The sequence below is a fragment of the Deltaproteobacteria bacterium genome, from assembly GCA_016208165.1.
Lineage (GTDB): Bacteria > Desulfobacterota > Desulfarculia > JACQYL01 > JACQYL01 > JACQYL01.
This window is the reverse complement of the sequence record JACQYL010000100.1, coordinates 1-17058: the sequence shown is the minus strand read 5'-3', so window position 1 is coordinate 17058 and position 17058 is coordinate 1. Positions and strand designations below refer to the sequence as shown.

At 54.5% G+C, this 17058-nt stretch carries 15 protein-coding genes and 1 pseudogene; 1 reads left to right on the top strand and 15 read right to left on the bottom strand.

All coding sequences use genetic code 11. From position 1 onward, the window contains the following. Positions 1-5: 5 nt before the first annotated feature. Complete coding sequence (locus HY788_18795; protein ID MBI4776196.1) at positions 6-944, top strand: helix-turn-helix domain-containing protein; 939 nt, start codon at positions 6-8, stop codon at positions 942-944. 158 nt (positions 945-1102) lie between these two features. Here HY788_18795 and HY788_18790 read toward each other — a convergent pair whose 3' ends face one another. The 15 genes and pseudogenes from HY788_18790 to HY788_18720 form a co-directional block, all read right to left on the bottom strand. Continuing rightward, positions 1103-2089 (bottom strand): XcyI family restriction endonuclease, encoded by a 987-nt coding sequence (locus HY788_18790; protein MBI4776195.1) that lies wholly within the window; start codon positions 2087-2089, stop codon positions 1103-1105. Next, on the bottom strand, positions 2080-2940 hold the full coding sequence (locus tag HY788_18785; protein ID MBI4776194.1) for a site-specific DNA-methyltransferase: 861 nt from the start codon (positions 2938-2940) through the stop codon (positions 2080-2082). The genes HY788_18790 and HY788_18785 overlap by 10 nt, the downstream gene beginning before the upstream one ends. Positions 2941-3229: 289 nt before the next feature. Then, the gene (locus HY788_18780) at positions 3230-3682 is read right to left on the bottom strand and encodes a lipocalin-like domain-containing protein (protein MBI4776193.1); all 453 of its coding nucleotides are present in this window, start codon (positions 3680-3682) and stop codon (positions 3230-3232) included. A gap of 45 nt (positions 3683-3727) precedes the next feature. Next, complete coding sequence (gene lpdA / locus HY788_18775; protein ID MBI4776192.1) at positions 3728-5149, bottom strand: dihydrolipoyl dehydrogenase; 1422 nt, start codon at positions 5147-5149, stop codon at positions 3728-3730. Between the two features lie 117 nt (positions 5150-5266). After that, positions 5267-6361 carry a 2-oxo acid dehydrogenase subunit E2 gene (locus HY788_18770; GenBank protein MBI4776191.1) on the bottom strand — a complete coding sequence of 365 codons (1095 nt, stop codon included), beginning with the start codon at positions 6359-6361 and terminating at the stop codon, positions 5267-5269. Between the two features lie 103 nt (positions 6362-6464). Beyond that, positions 6465-7283 (bottom strand): SDR family oxidoreductase, encoded by an 819-nt coding sequence (locus tag HY788_18765; GenBank protein MBI4776190.1) that lies wholly within the window; start codon positions 7281-7283, stop codon positions 6465-6467. A 104-nt stretch (positions 7284-7387) separates the two neighbouring features. After that, on the bottom strand, positions 7388-8362 hold the full coding sequence (locus HY788_18760) for an alpha-ketoacid dehydrogenase subunit beta (GenBank protein MBI4776189.1): 975 nt from the start codon (positions 8360-8362) through the stop codon (positions 7388-7390). Next, positions 8362-9333: a thiamine pyrophosphate-dependent dehydrogenase E1 component subunit alpha gene (locus HY788_18755; protein MBI4776188.1), complete on the bottom strand. Its 972-nt coding sequence runs from the start codon at positions 9331-9333 to the stop codon at positions 8362-8364. Before HY788_18755 ends, HY788_18760 begins: the two co-directional genes overlap by 1 nt. Before the next feature lie 29 nt (positions 9334-9362). Continuing rightward, the gene (locus tag HY788_18750; GenBank protein MBI4776187.1) at positions 9363-9830 is read right to left on the bottom strand and encodes a VOC family protein; all 468 of its coding nucleotides are present in this window, start codon (positions 9828-9830) and stop codon (positions 9363-9365) included. Between the two features lie 79 nt (positions 9831-9909). Beyond that, positions 9910-12318, bottom strand: a complete 2409-nt coding sequence (locus tag HY788_18745; protein ID MBI4776186.1) for a xanthine dehydrogenase family protein molybdopterin-binding subunit — start codon at positions 12316-12318, stop codon at positions 9910-9912. Between the two features lie 293 nt (positions 12319-12611). Beyond that, positions 12612-13718, bottom strand: a complete 1107-nt coding sequence (locus HY788_18740) for a glycerol dehydrogenase (protein MBI4776185.1) — start codon at positions 13716-13718, stop codon at positions 12612-12614. Between the two features lie 87 nt (positions 13719-13805). Continuing rightward, positions 13806-14495 (bottom strand): annotated as a pseudogene (locus tag HY788_18735) (ABC transporter ATP-binding protein). Next, entirely contained in the window at positions 14488-15249 is a 762-nt protein-coding gene (locus HY788_18730) for an ABC transporter ATP-binding protein (GenBank protein ID MBI4776184.1), read from the bottom strand. Before HY788_18730 ends, HY788_18735 begins: the two are co-directional and overlap by 8 nt. Next, complete coding sequence (locus tag HY788_18725) at positions 15239-16219, bottom strand: branched-chain amino acid ABC transporter permease (protein MBI4776183.1); 981 nt, start codon at positions 16217-16219, stop codon at positions 15239-15241. Before HY788_18725 ends, HY788_18730 begins: the two co-directional genes overlap by 11 nt. A 44-nt stretch (positions 16220-16263) precedes the next feature. Beyond that, on the bottom strand, positions 16264-17058 hold a 795-nt coding region (locus HY788_18720), incomplete at its 5' end, for a branched-chain amino acid ABC transporter permease (GenBank protein MBI4776182.1).

Genomic DNA, 17058 nt, shown 5'->3' with positions numbered 1-17058 from the left:
CGTCTGTGGCCCGACCCAAAAGCGGCTTCGCATGCCATGTTAAAGCGTACCGTCTGACCAAGGAGTGGTCTCAGGAAGAACTCGCCGAAAAGGTGGACGTCCGGCGTCAGGCCATTTACGATATCGAATCCGGGCGCTATCTGCCCAACACGGCCATCGCTTTGAGATTGGCTCGCCTCTTCGGTTGCCGGGTGGAAGACCTCTTCGTGGAACAGGCGGAAAAAACGATTATTTTGATGGGTTGCGACCCGGCCTTTGAAATCCTCGGCCAACATATCTCCCGCCTGGCCCCCGATGCGCGCGTTCACTGCCGGTTCGCTTCGAGCCATCGGGCCCTCGAGGGCCTGGCCGAAGGCGTTGCGCACGTGGCCGGCACCCACCTTCATAACACGGGCAGTGCCGAATCCAACGTGGTGACGGCCGGTCGGAAGCTGGCCGGAGTAAGCGGTCGGGTCCTGGGTTTCTCCCTGTTGGAGGAGGGCCTCATGGTAGCCAAAGGCAATCCTCTAGGCGTTCGAACGGTCGCCGACCTGGCCCGGCCCATGGTGCGTTTCGTCAATCGCGAGCCGGGGGCCGCACTGCGAGTGCTGCTGGACGACCTCTTGCAGCGCGCCGGCATCCCTGTGGATGCCGTTAACGGTTATCGCAACCAGGTCACCTCGCACCGCGAAGGCGCTTATCGCATTGCCTGTAACGTGGCGGACGCCGCCCTGGGTCTGAGAGCCATTGCCGAAGCCTACGGTTTGGGTTTCGTTCCCATCACGAATGTCCGCTGCGACCTGGTCATACCAAACGACCTGAGCCGTCATCCCACGATCCGGATCCTTCTGGATGTCCTTCAATCCGCGGCCCTGCGCAGAGAGATCGACACCCTTCCCGGCTACGACGGCTCGGTCACCGGCAAAGTGATTGCCGAACTCATTCCTGATTCAGGCCATGCCTGAAGGCGAAAAACACATGCCTGATCGGACCGGGAGTGACAAAGTGACTTTTTGTCCGAACTCCGGGAAGGTGCTATAGCGCTCTTTGGGTGGATTTGCGGGTAAAGCGTGGTTCATCGTCGCGTCCCACATCAAGAAGAGATGCGATAACAGTCCATGGCCTAAATCCTTATTCCCATCAGGGAGCCGAGCAAATCTCGAAACTGAGCGTGCTCTTGGGTGGTTACGTCCATGATGCGATCGAGGTGAAAAAAGTGGCTGGTTGTCGGGGATTCACGTTTAACCATTTCAGCGTTGGCATCGACTCTAATTATCGTCCAAAACTCGAAAAAACCACGGTTCCGTGCTTTCTGATGGCTCTTCTCCGCTTCTCCTACTCGGTTATGGATGTTCGAAACGTCCCTGCCGCCTTTTATTTCCATTGAGACCAGCGGCCTGATGCCGGATTGTAGTTTTTCGGTAATTCTTACGTCCGGATCGCTAAAGAACTCGATCAGGACCTTTCTTCGAGAATCATTCTCAATGAGAATCGTGCGCTCGGTAGCCTCTTTCAGGTAGGGGGAAACCAACTGTTTTATGAGAACGAAGACCTCTTTCGAAGATTCCTGTCCTATCTTTGTATTCGCACCACCTCTCAGTTGGGGTCCTAACGTGAGTAATTGGAGATCATGGATGATGGAGATAGAGATCTCGTCTATGTTTTCAACCAGCAATTCCGCGCTCTTAGTGAGGCTGGCACACAGGGCAGGAAGCTCGGTTTTCAAGGAATCAGTGAGGGTCCCCCTCTCCTCCAGCCGCTTAAACCTCCCGAACGGCCCCTTGCTGTAAAACTCCTTTTGGGACATGCCTATGAGGAGCCTATAGTAACCCAACAGAAAAGGGTTTGTTTCCAGTATATAGGGAACCGGAAACAACACCTCTCCCCGCAAACCAAAGGAAGCCACTTGTTTCAGACGTCCGGGCTCGACATACATGGAAAGCTGCCGGTCAAGGCGAGCGATGTCCAGCGTTTTGATGGTGTCTTTCAGGGCCTTATGCAGGTAAAGCTCCCTGATCTCCTGGAGCCTGAAATAGAAGGAAATCTGGAGATTCGGCTCCACCACAGGGAGTGCTCGTTGCTTATCGGAACGCCTCGCGGTCATTGCCACTTCAGTCGCCTTCTGGCGAGCGATGCATACGCCTCTTTCAGCTCGATTCCAGTGAACTTTCGGCCCAGCCTTAAGCAGACCTCTCCCACCGTTCCTGAGCCGAAGAAGGGATCGAGGACACGATCGCCGGGGTTTGAACCGGCGAGTACGCAGGGCTCGACCAATTCCGGCGGGAACGTGGCAAAATGGGCGCCGGGGTATCCGATCGTATTAATTGCCCAGACCGAACGCCGATTTCGCCGTCCACCGTGTGAATTTGCCTGCTCTCTCACAGCTTCGTAGTTATACAGATACTTCTCGGATTTTGAGAACATGAACACATACTCATGCGCCCGGGTCGGTCTATCCTTTACGGATTCCGGCTGACAGTTCGGTTTGTACCAGATTATGTCCGAACGTAAATACCACCCTGCTTCCTGGAGGGCAAAAGCGATTCGCCAGGGAACGCCGATAAGATCCTTTGGCTTCAATCCCTCTGGTGTGGGCGGCCGATACCTCATGCTACGGGCAGGGTTTTTCTTGTCTTCCGCCCGCCAGGTCCGGTTTCCGCTTGTGTAGGAGTCTCCAATGTTCAGCCAAAACGTCCCGTCTTCAGTGAGGACTCTTCTCGTCTCTTCAAAGACCTTTGTGAGATGATCAATATAATCGTTCAGATGGAATTCCGAACCAATCTGGTTGGGTATGCCGTAGTCCCTCAGTCCCCAGTAGGGTGGGCTCGTCACACAACATCGGAAAGTATTAGACGGAAAGCCGGTCAAAACGGAAAGGGCGTCGCCGACGATGATCTCACAACCGGGCGGGCGGGGATCAAAAATCAGTCTCTGGTAGGCCTCCGTAAGGTCTCTGCCCATTCGTTCCTCGATGCGGGGTTATCATCAATATTTGAGTAAGCTTACAGGTTGAGGATTCTAGTATCAAGTCTGATTGAATAAAGGAGGCATGCACAAAGGGGCCGACCGTTAGTGCAGGCTGGAGAGAATAGACTTTACCCCATTTCCAACCTTGACTCACGGCCATCAGGACCGTTTGTAGAGCGGTCCGGAAAACCCGATACCTCGCGATGCGCTTACTGCGAGCTCCCATCTATGTCGGATCCGATATGCCGTGACCCGCCCAACCGAAATCGGAAGCCCGTTTCGCTTAGCCGATGCGCTCCCACACCAGCACGGCCGACCATTCCTGGTCCCCGATCCGCAGGGAACCGGTGGACAACGTCAAACGATTCCCGGAAAAATCGTAAAAACGAACCTGGTCCTGACCCACCCAGTTGGGAAACAGGCTCACCTCCACGTGGTGAGTGACGGTCTTGCTCTCCTCGCTTATGGAGTACGTCCCATAGTAGGAAACAAAGCCCTCGAACGCGGCCTTGATCTCTTCGGGAGCGCCCAGCCACTGGTTGTCGTCGGCGAATTTTGGGACCGACGGATTCGCCAACTGAGCCGACATGTATCCGCATTCGTGGTATACGATCAGGCCTTGGGGGTCCTCTCCCAACAGATGGGCGGTCTCCCCCTGTCGCCCGTGCATGATGAAGGATACCAGTTTCCACGCCCCGATAAATGGTGTTGCCTTGTCCATGTCCGCTCCTTCCATATAAACCTCCGTTTCAGTGCCCGAGAACGAAAGGGCGGGTCTGTACTAATCTCCGGGCTCATGCCTTTCACCGTTTACCAACAGATGGATGGCTTCTCCGTCTGTGGCCAAAGCAGCCTCAAAAAAGGTCTCCGCCAGTGTTGGATGGGCAAAGACGGTCTTTTTGATGCCTTCCAAATCAATCCCGTTTTGCATCGCCATGGTTGCCAGTGAGATGAGCTCGGTAGCCTGCGGTCCCATGATGTGAACGCCCAGAATTTCCCTGGTTTTCGAATCTGAGACCATCAGAACGAGGCCTTGATCCACGCCCATGGTGCCGGCGCGCCCGTTGCCCACAAAATGAAACTCCCCGACCCTCACGGACCGACCTGCCTTCAGGGCTTGTTCCTCTGTCAGGCCCACTGTAGCGACCTCCGGATCACCGTAGATGCAGTTCGGCACGAAAAGAGATTCGTGAGAATCCTTGTTGCCAAGGATATGGTCCACCGCCACCAAGGCGTGCGAAATGGCCTTGTGCGCATAATAAGGGGGACCGGCCGCGTCGCCGATCACATAAATACCCTCAACGGCCGTCTCCAAAGCCGCGTCATGTTCCACCACCCTGTCCACTGGAGACAAGCCCGCCGAAGCCAGACCCAATCCTTCATATCGAGGATGCCTATGCCCGGTGAGGAGGACTTTATCGACCTGAACTTCATGACGGCCCTTCTCCCCTTCCAGAGTCAATGTTACTCCAACGTCAGGCGATTCATGTGCTTCCAACACTGTGGTCCGTGTCAGGACCCCTATCTTGCGGTCCAGTAAGGCTTTCTTATAACGGTCCGCCAGTTCCGGATGCAGACGAGGCAACACCCGTTTGTCTTTTTCTATGAGCACGACACTGACGCCCAGGTTGCGGTATATGGAGGCGAATTCCACGCCCCTGTTTCCTGCACCCACTACGGCCAAACGTCGGGGGATCGATTTGAGGGACAGGGCGTCATCCGTGGAACAGATGTTTTGTCCGTCAACTTGAAGTCCGGCGCCGTAGTCCTCCACGGCGCCTGTGGCCAGTACGATCTTTGAGGCGCCGATCTCTTTTGTGCTTCCGTCCGTCGCCTCCACTTTCAGCGTCTTGGGACCGTTGAAAGACGCCTTACCGAGCATGGTGGCGACGCCGTTTCCCGAGAGAACATTTCGAACCCACTGACGTGATCCCTCCACCACCAACCCTTTGCGTTCGGCGATGCGCTGAACGCTTATTTTCATGTCACCCTTCAAGAAACGGCACGTGCGCACGGCCGTAATCATACCCGTGTCTTGCAGAAGGCTTTTTGTCGGCACGCAGCCCCGATTGAGGCAGGTTCCACCGAGGGAGCCTTTCTCTACAAGGACTGTCTTCAATCCTTTTTGAGCCCCGCGGATGGCCGCCGTGTATCCGCCCGGACCTCCTCCGACCACCAGCAAGTCGCACTCGTTCTCTGCCATATTTATGGACTCCTCAAATGCCGGTTTATCCCGGCATATGCTTACTTCACCCCACACTCCAGACCGGTAGCGGGGACAAAAGGCATCAGACATAACTCCCGGATACTATCTTCAAGATCATTTGAGGATTCGCCGGAAGAGCTCCGGTTGCTCGATAACCCGTTTCAATCTTCCCAGGAAACCGGCGGCGGGAACACCGTCGATTACTCTGTGATCGTGGGTCAGGCAAAGATGCGTCATGGTTCGGATGGCCAGCTCATTCCGATAGACGGCAGGCTTGGGGGCTATTTTACCGATACCGATGATGGCGTTTTGCGGGGGGTTGATGATGGGTGTCATAAAATCCACATCCACATTGCCCCCACTACTGAGCGTAAAAGTCCCGCCTTGATATTGATCCGGCTGCAGTTCGTTGCGCCGCGCTTTTTCAGCCAGCCTTTTGATCTCCCGGCTGACGGCAACGAGGCTTTTTTGATCTGCATTTCGCACCACCGGCACCACCAGTCCGTTTTCAAGGGCCACGGCCACACCGATATGATATTCTCCCCAGCAAATGATCTCGTCCTGTATAATAGTCGAGTTCATAACGGGAAACTCTTTGAGAACGGAAGCAAGCAGCTTGACGAGCAGATCAACAAAGGTAATCCGTTCCCCGGGACGGTCCAACATGAACTCCTTCCTGAATTGAGCGACTTCCGTCATGTCGACCTCCGTAACAACGGTCAACTGGGCGCCTGTCTGAAGGCTCGAGACGAGGTTGTCGGCTATGGTCCGGCGCATTCCGATAAAAGGGATCCTGTCAAGAACGACCCGGTCACCCAAATCCGCGGCGGCCTGGGGTACGGCGCGCCCTTCCTCCATACGTTCCTCAAAAGATAATCGGATGCCCCACTCTTCCTCGGGCTCGTCAAAAAAGCCGCCCGCTTCGGATCTTGGTTCCTCCTTCAGGGTCTTTCCATACGCTTCAAATTCCTCCCTGCTGTCGGACACAACACCCAGGGTCTCCCCGATCTTCACCTTGTCCTTAACCTTCTTCAGTGCGAACACCATTCCGGACGCCGGTGTCTCAATTTCATAGGTTACCTTGGCCGTTTCGATGACAACAACCGGCTCCCCCTTTTCGAGGGATTCCCCATCTCCCTTCAGCCACTTCACCACCGTAATATCGGATTGGGTCATTCCCAGCTTCGGCACTAAAATCGGTGTAACCATTTCCCAAATATTCCTCTCCAAGTTATGTTTACGTGCGAACCAAGTCGCGGTCCCGCCTCTTCAAAAAGGGCCGCAAGCGGGGTCTGTGGCTCCCTGTTCGGGTTCAATTAAACATGGCCCCGCCATCCACGTTGATGGCCTGGCCTGTAATCTCCCTGGCTTCTTCGGATGCCAAGAAAACCACGGTGTTCCCGATATCCTCGGCCGTTTGAGGCCTTCTCATGGGGATCATGTTCTCGACGACCGCGTTGAAGACATCGTCCGGGCTCATGCCCTTAAACGGGGGATAGGATTGGGACAGCACCTTAGCGCCCGTGTCCCACATGGGCGTCCTGATGACCCCGGGGCAGATCGTGTTCACATTCACGTTAAAAGGAGCCAGTTGAAGGGCAATGGCCTGTGTCAGAACAATCACACCGGCCTTGGTGGCCGAATAGTGAGGGATCCAATCGATTCCTTTACGGCCTGCGACGGATGAAATATTGATGATTTTCCCTTTCTTCTTTTGCTTGAAATGCGGGGCGACCGCCCGATTACATAGAAAGACACCTTTGAGGTTCACGTCAACAGTCAGATCCCATTCCTCTTCGGAGATATTTTCCAGGATGGGCGGCTCCTCCGACTCACCCCGGAAGACAAATCCCCCGACACCGGCCCCGCATACCAGAATGTCGATTCGGCCCATCTCACTGAGGGTTTGCTTGACGAGCTTTTCACACTGTTCAGGGACGCTCACATCGGTGCGGATGGACATGGACTTTCGGCCCATGTCCTTCACCTTGAGGGTTACCCTCTCCGCCAGATCTTGCTTGAGGTCACTCACAACAACATGAGCGCCTTCTCTGGCCAGACAAAGACAGATGCCCTCTCCCAAGCCGCCCCCGCCACCAGTCACGATGGCCACTTGATCCTGCAGTCGCATCTTCACCCTCCTCACTTGCGATTAGTAAAGCGCCGGTCGATGGGTTGAGCCGGGGCCCAAAACCTTCATTGCCCGCTTGGGCCCCGGTTTCTTTTGGACAAGGACTAGAGGGTGCGCTTCACGGCGCGCATGATGGAGTCCTTGTTGGGCAAGTAAAGGTCTTCCAAGACGGGGCTCCCGGGAATGGGCACCATGGGCGCGGCGACCCTCTGCACCGGAGCCTTGAGCAACGAGAAATAATCCCCGCACGCATGCGCCGCTATTTCGGCGCCCAAGCCGCCCCTTATCCTTCCCTCCTCGACAGTGACTAAACGTCCTGTTTTCTCTACCGATTCGAAAATGGTATCCCTGTCCAAAGGGACTATGGTCCGGGGATCGATGATCTCAATATCAATCCCCTCCTTCGCCAACTCCTGGGCTGCATTCAATGCTTCGTAAACCATAAACCCAAAAGCCACCACAGTTACATCTTTACCCGGCTTCCGAACAACGGCCTCGCCGAAGGGGATGGTGTACTCCCCGTCAGGCACCTCGCCTTGGACGCCTCCCAGCACCAGTTTCTTGTGCTCAAAGAACACCACCGGATCATCACTTCGAATGGCCGATTTCATGAGTCCTTTTGCATCATACGGCGTGGAGGGCTCCACCAGAATGAGGCCGGGAGCTTGAATAAGCTGCGATTCGAGGCACTGGGAATGACCGTAAGCCATGCGGAAGCCCGCGCCCACGGCGGTTCGAATGGTGATGGGAACGCTATATTGGTTTCCCGTAACATAGCGCCACTGGCCGATATGGTTGCAGATCTGATCCATGGCCAGCATGGCGAAATCGCAAAACATGAGTTCCAGGATGGGGCGCTGACCGTTCAGGGCGGCCCCCATGGCAACACCGGTAATGGCGTTTTCAGCAATGGGGGTGTTCAGGACCCTGTCCTCTCCGAACTCCTTGACCAATCCGGCGGTTTGTCCAAAAGCGCCGATACGAACATCCTCCCCAAGCACGAAGACACTCGGGTCCCGACGCATTTCCTCAGCCATGGCCTCATTGAGGGCCTGCAAAAAACTGATCGTCCGGGCCATTATATCACCCCCTTCTGAGCATATACGTCTTCGAACAGATCATCCACTGTCGGATCCGGTGCTGCGAACGCCGCGTCAACAGCTCCGTCCACTTCCGCCTGCACCTTCTGTCTGAGCTTTTCGTCGGCATCGGGCGTAAGGGCTTTCCTTTCCAGCAGTTTGGCCTTGCACAGGTCAATCGGATCCCTCTTTCCCCATTTTTCCAGATCCTCTGGTTTTACATAACCTCCGGGGTCTCCCGAAAAGTGGAGCGCCATGCGAAAGGTCTTATATTCCAAAAGATAAGGGCCGTTGCCGGTGCGGGCATGTGCTATGGCCTTTTCCGTTGCCTCGTACGTCGCCTCGATATCCTGGCCGTCGACAATCTCGAAAGGGATGTCATAACCTGCAGCCCTTGGGGCCACGTCGTCGGTAGGATAATGATCGCACATATAGGATAATTCGCAAAACTGGTTTGTGCACACGGCAAACACCACCGGAAGTTTCCATAGGGAGGCCATACACATGGATGGGCCCGCTTCGCCCTGGTTGCAGGTCCCCTCACCGACGAAGTAGAGGGTCACCTGGTCCCATTTCTTCATTTTGGCCGCAAGCGCCGCTCCTACAGCGTGGGAGAAATCTGATCCAAGACTGGAGACCAGACCCGGGATGTTCACTTTTCGGTCACAAAGGTGCAAAGTCCCTTTCCCCTTACAAGTTCCTGTCCTCTTTCCCAAGTATTCCAGCCAGATATCCTTTGCGCTCATTCCTTTTCCAATGTATTCACCCACACCTCGATGCGTCCCAAACAGGATGTCATCTTGTTTCAGTGGTCCTGTCACCCCAACAGCCACTGCCTCCTGCCCGGTTCCGAAATGAGACATCAATTGGATTTTGCCCTCCTGCAACAGGCTCCCGTGCTTTTCTTCCATGGCGCGGACCAACAGCATCTTACGATACAATCCCAAAAGCTTTTCGTTTCCCAAAGACATAATGATATCCTTCCTTTCTAAACCAAGCCCTAGGGTGTGATCTCAATTAACTCGAACAGGACCCCACCAACCTCATCTGATTGCATGTACGCCGCACGGACGTGCCCCATGCCTTCAACGTCGGTTTCAGCGTTCATCAAGACGCCGATTCCGTTTTCCTTTAGGTAGTTCAGCCATTCATCATAGTTGTCTACAATAAAGCCTAAGTGCTGCAAGCCCTCTCCGCTTTCATCCAAGAACCACTTGTGAGGGGCGTCCCCTTCGATGGGCTGAATAAGTTCAAGGATGAGTGATCCCCATTCACACATGCCAATATTCAACCGAATTGGGGTGGGTTCGCCCTTGACCCAGTGCCGGGCAGGGGCGAATTCTACTTTCTGGAAGGGACCGAGCCCGAAGACCCGGGAGTAATAATCGATCGCCTCGTTCAGATCTCTAACCACAACACCGACTTGGGCGGGAGGCGGCAGAACCATCTGTTTTCTTTTCTCATCCATAATGTACCCTCCATTTGAAAAAGGGGTTTTCAAGTTCGTCCTATTTCCTGTTTACCTCGAATCCTTTGCGCCGTTTCTGTCAAATCTTGTTTAGCGCTTTCAGGACTTTTGCGGGTATGATAGGGAAATCGTCGATCCACACGCCCAGAGCGTTGTAAACGGCGGGTCCTAACAGTGCCGGCACAACAGTGGCAATGTCTTCTCCGATACCGACCACTCCGTACGGACCATACCCCATTTTCGTCTCAACCAATTTGGTTTCGATGGGTCCGACATCTTTCATGGTACAGAATTTATAATCCAGAAGATTGCCGTTGAGCATTACGCCCGTAACCGGATCATGAACCACCTCCTCGAACAGACCTCTCCCGACACCCATGTAGGCGCCTCCGTATTGCTGTCCTTCGCATGCCTCCCAGTTGATGACTTTGCCGACATCATTGACGTTGACCACTTTTGTGACCAGGATTTCCCCGGTCTCCGTATCCACCTCTACCTCCATAAAATGCGCCTGTCTGCAGAATCGAGGGCGATAGTTTGCGTAAGCGCCCTGTTGCACCTGCCAGCCGTGCGCAAAAAGAGGCGCCGAAAAATTGCTTCTTTGGGCGCCTTTCCCCATTTCCGGCGTATGGCACAAGGGACCCTCGGCCCCCATCGGCTGAACAAAATCGGCCAATGACATCCTTTGAGAAGGGTCGGCTTTCACACAGATAACACTGTCCAGGATGTCCAGTTCATCGGGCTTCAGCCCGGGAAAAGCCGCCGGGTAACCGCCTCGCTGCGTCACCCCGCTCGGGCTTGTCGCCTCCTCCAGAATCATCTGTTTCAAGAGCCTGGCGGCGTTCCTGACGGCAAATCCGTTGACAGACATATTAGTGGAAGAGTCGGGCGTCATCGTGAAAAACCCCGGGTCTGAATGAGGTCTGTAAAAAACGTCCTCCATGCGCATCCCCAGCTCGTCCGCGGCGATCTGGCAGTAAGAGGTCTCTGCATTAACACCGTTGTCACAACGCATCCCCAAAATCCTCGCCGTACCATCGCTGCGTTCGATACGGATGGCCATTTCGCTAGAGCCTGCTGAATCTTCCCACTCATGCGTCCATGTGAATCCAAGACCATGCATTCGTCCGTTCTCGAGTCTCCTCGTTCCAGGCGGGCGCCATTTATTATCCCAGTCTATCGCGGCCTTCCCTTTCTCAACACACTCCCTAAGGCTGTCTCTGACCTCGAAACCTCTTTCCGCCTTGCGATCGTTCAACCACTCCGTATCATGGCCATCAGCCCCGTCGTTCTTAAGCGCCACCTCGATGGGATCCAAACCCAAAGCATCGGCAATGTGGTCGAAAACCAGCGTAAGGCTGTGACAGTTGGGATTCTGTTCACACCTGGTTGGCACGTTTGGCCCCTTGTTTATCTGTACGGCAATCACCTTCCCATACACATTGGGTATGCGGGTATTTTCGATGAAGTGCTTGGCAACGCCAAAAACGGGAAACAGGAGGTTCGAAAGAACGGCGCGCACCTTGACGGCCGTTATCGTACCATCCTTTTTCGCGCCCACTTTGAAGAAGTAAACGCCTTCATCCATTTCCCCTCCATAGAAATCCTCTCTTCTGCTAAAAACCCACTTCACAGGCCTTCCCGTCCTCTTAGCCAGCACGGCGGCACAATAATGCCCCCCCATGTTCCATGGCGCCTGACTCCAACCGCCGAAGCTCGCCCCCTGATACGGACAGTGCATCTGTATCCTGTTCATGGGTATGCCGCCGAACCAACTCGACACCACGCGTTTACTTATTTGAGGACGCTGCTGCTTGACCCAGACCTCCGGATACTCTCCATTCCATCTGAAAACGCCGCAAGGGCGTTCCGGCCCGATCCAGGTGTGAAGGCGTCGTATAGACTTGAATTCAATGATTCTGTCCGCTTCGGCAAAACCCTTTTCCAGGTCCCCGAGTTCTTCCACATCCAGCATGCCCTGGTTGTAGTAATTTCCATCAGGAAACGATTCCGGGTTCGCAAGGGGGGCGTCAGGCCTCAAAGCTTCCTCCGGGTCGAGGACAAAGGGACGTATCTCCCATTCGACCTTTATCATCCGTATGGCCTCTTCAGCGATGGCCTCACTATCGGCAAGTACTGCAGCGCCCACTTCTTCCCCCTCGAAATGGGCCACTTTGGGCAGAACCGGAAGGGATGAAGGGGCGTGGCCGCCCAGATCGGCTTCAGAGGGTAACTCCGGATCATCGTACCGCAGCACGGCTCTAACCCCGGGGAGAGCCTCTGTGCGGCTTGTGTCCATACGCTTGATTTCCGCGTGGGGATAGGGGGACTGAAGAAATCTCAGATAGAGCATGCCCGGCTGCTGGATATCCATGGTATAGACTGCTTTTCCGCCGGCTTTCTCATACCCGTCAAGTCGACGTACACCTCTTTTCCCGATATGGGTGAATTCTTCAAGAGGATATTTGTCCGACCTCAAGTTATCCATCAATTCGGATATCTTTCGCTTTTCCTCACCAAGCATGGCCATTCGCTCCCATTTCCGTTCGCCTTAACAGGCTGTTGAAAAACGCGATCTGCGGCGTTGAGCCTCATCCCTCGTCACTGCGACGTACTCTATGTACGCCTCATTCCTCGGAATTTGCGCGCCTTGCATCTCATCGTTTTTCAACGGCCTGTGACAACCCGGCTTTTTCAACGGGCTGTTAAGCCTGCCATCGACATCTAACCCGCCTCGGAATGTCCGGCACGGCTCCCTCCCAATACTTCCGATCGCCGATCTCAGCCGCCAAGGTCTTTTCGGGCCGCTTCGCCCAAAGCATTGGCGCCTATAAGGGCCCCCAGAATCAATTCAGGATCGATCTCGAAATAGGAATTGTGGGTGGTGAGGCCCTCCATACAGGCGACTTCAGCCGCCTTCACGAGGTTCCCGGCAGAGGTATCCGTTACGCCAAGCTGCCTCAACGTCACCGGGAGTCCCACGGCATTGCAGAAACCAATCACCTTGGCTATTTCTTCTTTCGGATAGTTTTCCATGACAAGCTGAGAAATGGTTCCGAAAGCGACCAATTCTCCATGCAAAGCCTTCCGGGTCCCTTCCAGGGCCCCCAACCCTTCGTGGATTCCATGGGCTGCAGCCAGGCCGGAACTCTCGAAACCCAATCCGCTCAGAAAGATATTTGTTTCTATCACCATTTCAACCGCCGGCGTCACTGTGTTCCGATCAACGGCCAATTTGGCGGATACACCGTATTCCATGAGGTTCTCATAGCACAGCTTTGCGAGGGTCAACGCAGCAGACGTCGATACGCCGCCGGGAAGATTCTTAGCACTCGACTTGGTACAGGTGTAGGCCTCGAACCAGGTGGCAAGCGCGTCGCCCATGCCTGCCACGAAATATCGGGTCGGCGCATTCGCAATGATTTTTGAGTCCACCAGAACCACATCCGGGTTTCGCCGGAGGATCAGAAAACGGTCAAGTGTATGATGGTCCGTGTATTGAACCGACAACGCACTGCAGGGTGCGTCATTTGAGGCGACGGTGGGAATGATAACAAGGCGAGAATCGAGAGCATGGGAAACGGCTTTGGCAGTATCGATGGCCCTGCCGCCGCCCACTCCAATGATCGCTTCCGCGCCGAAACTCCTTGCCTTTTCTGAGAGCTCCGCAGCGCTCGACCGGGTGCATTCGCCTGAGAATAGCTCAAAACGGCAATCCAAGGAGTTTTTCCTGAAGTTCTCAGTGATCCGATCAGTGACAATGGACAAGGCTGTGGGCCCGCCGATGAAGAAGAACCTGGATCCCAGTTGGGAGACATAGGTCGCCACATCCGCCGTGACCCCGGGACCTTGTACATAACGATTCGGGGCAATCATAATCCTGACCATATGCATGATCCTCCTAAATGAAGAGCGATTTATTCGCCCAAATAGGCCCGCTTGACCACCTCGCTGTTCTTCAACTGTTCGATATCCCCCTCCAGGATGACTTTCCCGACTTCGAGCACATAGCCTTTGCCCCTCCAGGATGACTTTCCCGACTTCGAGCACATACCCTTTGTGGGCCACTTGAAGCGCCAGGAAGACATTTTGTTCCACCAGTAGCACACTCACTCCTCCGCGATTGATATTTCGAATCACGGAAACCATCTCGAGCACCAACAAGGGGGCGAGCCCAAGAGTGGGTTCATCCATCAGAAGCAGCCTGGGTTTCGCCATGAGCCCTCGGGCGATGGCCAACATCATCTGCTCTCCCCCGCTCAGGCTTCCGGCCTTTTGCTTTCGTCGTTCCCCCAATATGGGAAAGTGCGCAAAAACGCCCTCCAGGTCTTGCTTGATGCCCTCCTCGTCTTTGCGCAGGCTGGCGCCGAGCTTAAGGTTTTCGAACACATTGAGGTACGGGAAAAGCCTTCTCCCTTCCGGAATATGAACGAGACCGCGGCTCACAATTTCGGTAGTTCCCATTCCCAGAAGGTCTTTGTCGTCAAAGTATACCTCCCCTGAGGTCGCAGGCCATAGTCCGGACAAGACCTTCAACACAGTACTTTTTCCTGCTCCATTTGCACCAATGATCGTAACGACGGACCCCTTGGGCACTTCGAGGGAGACGTCTACCAAGGCCATGGCCTTCCCGTAGTACACGCTCAGACCTTTCACCCTAAGCAGCATCTTCTCTCCCGAAATAGGCTTTCATCACCTCCTGATTTTCTCTGACTTCCTCCATCGACCCTTCCGCGATCTTGTTCCCAAAATTGATGACGACGACCCTGTCGCACAGGGTCATGACTCTCATGTTATGCTCAACGAGCAGGATCGTGACTCCTTGAGACCTGATCTTTTTGATGACGGACATGGCGTAATTGACCTCTTCGAGGTTCATTCCGGCGATGGGCTCGTCGAGGAGCAGAAGTTTTGGCTTAATGGCCAGCGCCCTGGCCATGGTCAGCAGTTTCTGATACCCGTGAGGCAAATTCCGGCCGAGCACATCCTTAACCTTTTCAAGCCCGACGAGGTGCAGAATCTCCTCTGCCTGCTCCAGGATATATCGTTCCTTCCGGCGGTAGGAAGGGGTCTTGAATAAGGCCTCCCAAAAACCGGATTTCGGGTGGAGATTAAAGGACGTCACAATATTCTCGAAAACGGTAAAACCGGGAAAAAGGTAGGCGAGTTGGAAAGTGCGACCGATGCCCATCTTTGCGACCAAGTGGGGTTTCTTACCGGAAATATCCTTGCCCCTGAATAGGATTCTTCCAGCCGAAGGAGTAAGAAAACCGGTGATCAGGTTAAAGACCGTTGTCTTGCCCGCACCGTTGGGGCCGATCAAGCCTACGATTTCCCCTTCCCGGATAGACATTGTAAGATCGAGTACCGCAGTGAGGCCTCCAAAGTTTTTGGTCAATCCTTCCGTCTCAAGAAACATCTACGGGCCTCTTTCTATCTCTAAGTTGCACAAACTTCGTCTTTAACACATCGAGCAAGCCGGCGATTCCCTGAGGCACGAAGAAAGCCACAAGGAGCATGATCCCTCCAAAAATAAACGGGGCAAAGGCCTTCAGCCAGCGGAAGATCTCGGGGACGATCACCAGGACCCATGTTCCGATGATGGGCCCGGCAAAGCTCCCCGATCCGCCCACAAGGACATAGATCAGAAGATTGACGCTGGCGAGGAAACCGAAGCTGCTCCTGGTGAGCACCATATTATAGTGGGCATATCCGGCGCCGGCGATACCTGCGAAAAAACACCCCACCGCAAGGGCGAGGACTCGGAGTCCGGCCTCATTGATGCCCACACTCGAGGCCACCAGATAGGATTGCGAAATGGCCTTCCAACTCATTCCAATTCTGGAGTTTTCCAGGCTGTGGAGAACCAGGAGGCTGAAGATCGTCAATAGGAGGAAGAAATAGTAGTAGGGAACTTTGGAACCGAGAAAATTGATGACGGCCAGGCCGGGAATGGGAATGGAAGGCAGGGGAGGAATGCCGATGAGACCGATGTCCCCACCCGTATATTTCTGGAACACCCCCATAAGAGCGACGATGGCCAAGCCCACGAAAAGACTCACCATAGAGAAATAGATGGCCCGCACCCTGCTCAGGGGGTAGCCGACCAAAACCCCTACAACCATCGCCGAGATACCCCCCAAGGGCATGGAGAGCCAGGGCGTCCAGCCGAATTCCTTGGCAAATACACTCGAAACGTAGGCCCCGAGCCCCATGAAAGCGGCGTGGGCGATGGAGATCTGCCCGGAAATCAGTATGGTGCGCAAGCTGCATGCGGCAATCGTGTAAATTAACGTGATGATAAAGGTGTGCAGGTAATAGAACGACTCCACCAGTAAGGGCGCCAGGAACAGGAGAATGAGGAATCCCGCAAAGCCGGCGGTTTTCATCCAATGCCCTTCTCGCCTTTTAACGCGTTCTCGGCTAACCATCGTTATACTTCACGTCCGAACAGTCCCTGAGGTCTGATGAGCAAGATGACAATGATGATACAGAGTCCTGTCAAATCCGTCGCACTCCCGCTGATAAACAATGGCAGAATGGCATCAACCGCTCCCAGAATCAGTCCTCCGACGAGGACACCGCCGATGCTTCCTATTCCTCCCAAGATGACGATCTCGATGGCTTTTATCAGCATCTGGTCCCCCATAAAGGGACTTAGGCTGAGGATGGCGCCCATGAGGCTTCCTGCCACAGCGGCCAGGGCGCAGCCAATGGCTGTGGTCACTCCGAAAATGCGGTGAATCTTGATCCCCTGGAGAGCCGCCCCCTCCATATCCTGAGAAATAGCCAGCATCTGAAGTCCGGTTTTCGTCTTGCGTATAAACAGGATGACCCCAAGCAGCAGTGCTGAACCAATGGCAAAGGTAGCCAACCGGTCTCCGCTGATGGATACGCCGCCGAACCTGAGGATTTCCGGGACAAACGATGGAATTCGCCGGATGTAGCTACCCACCGTCACATTGATGAGAGCCTCCAGAATGATGATCAACGCCAGGGTGATCACCACAATTCGGTTCATGTCGTTCAGAAAGGGGCGGAAGAAAACCCTCTCGAGAAAGAACCCGAAAAGCCCCATGATGATCATCGAGACCAGGAGGGATGCCCACTGGTTGAAGCCTACGACCACGGCAAGCTGATAGCAGATGTAACCGCCCACCATGTAGATGGAGGCATGGGTAAAGTTCAGAATTCCCAGGACGGTCAAGAGGAGTGCAAAACCCAGCGC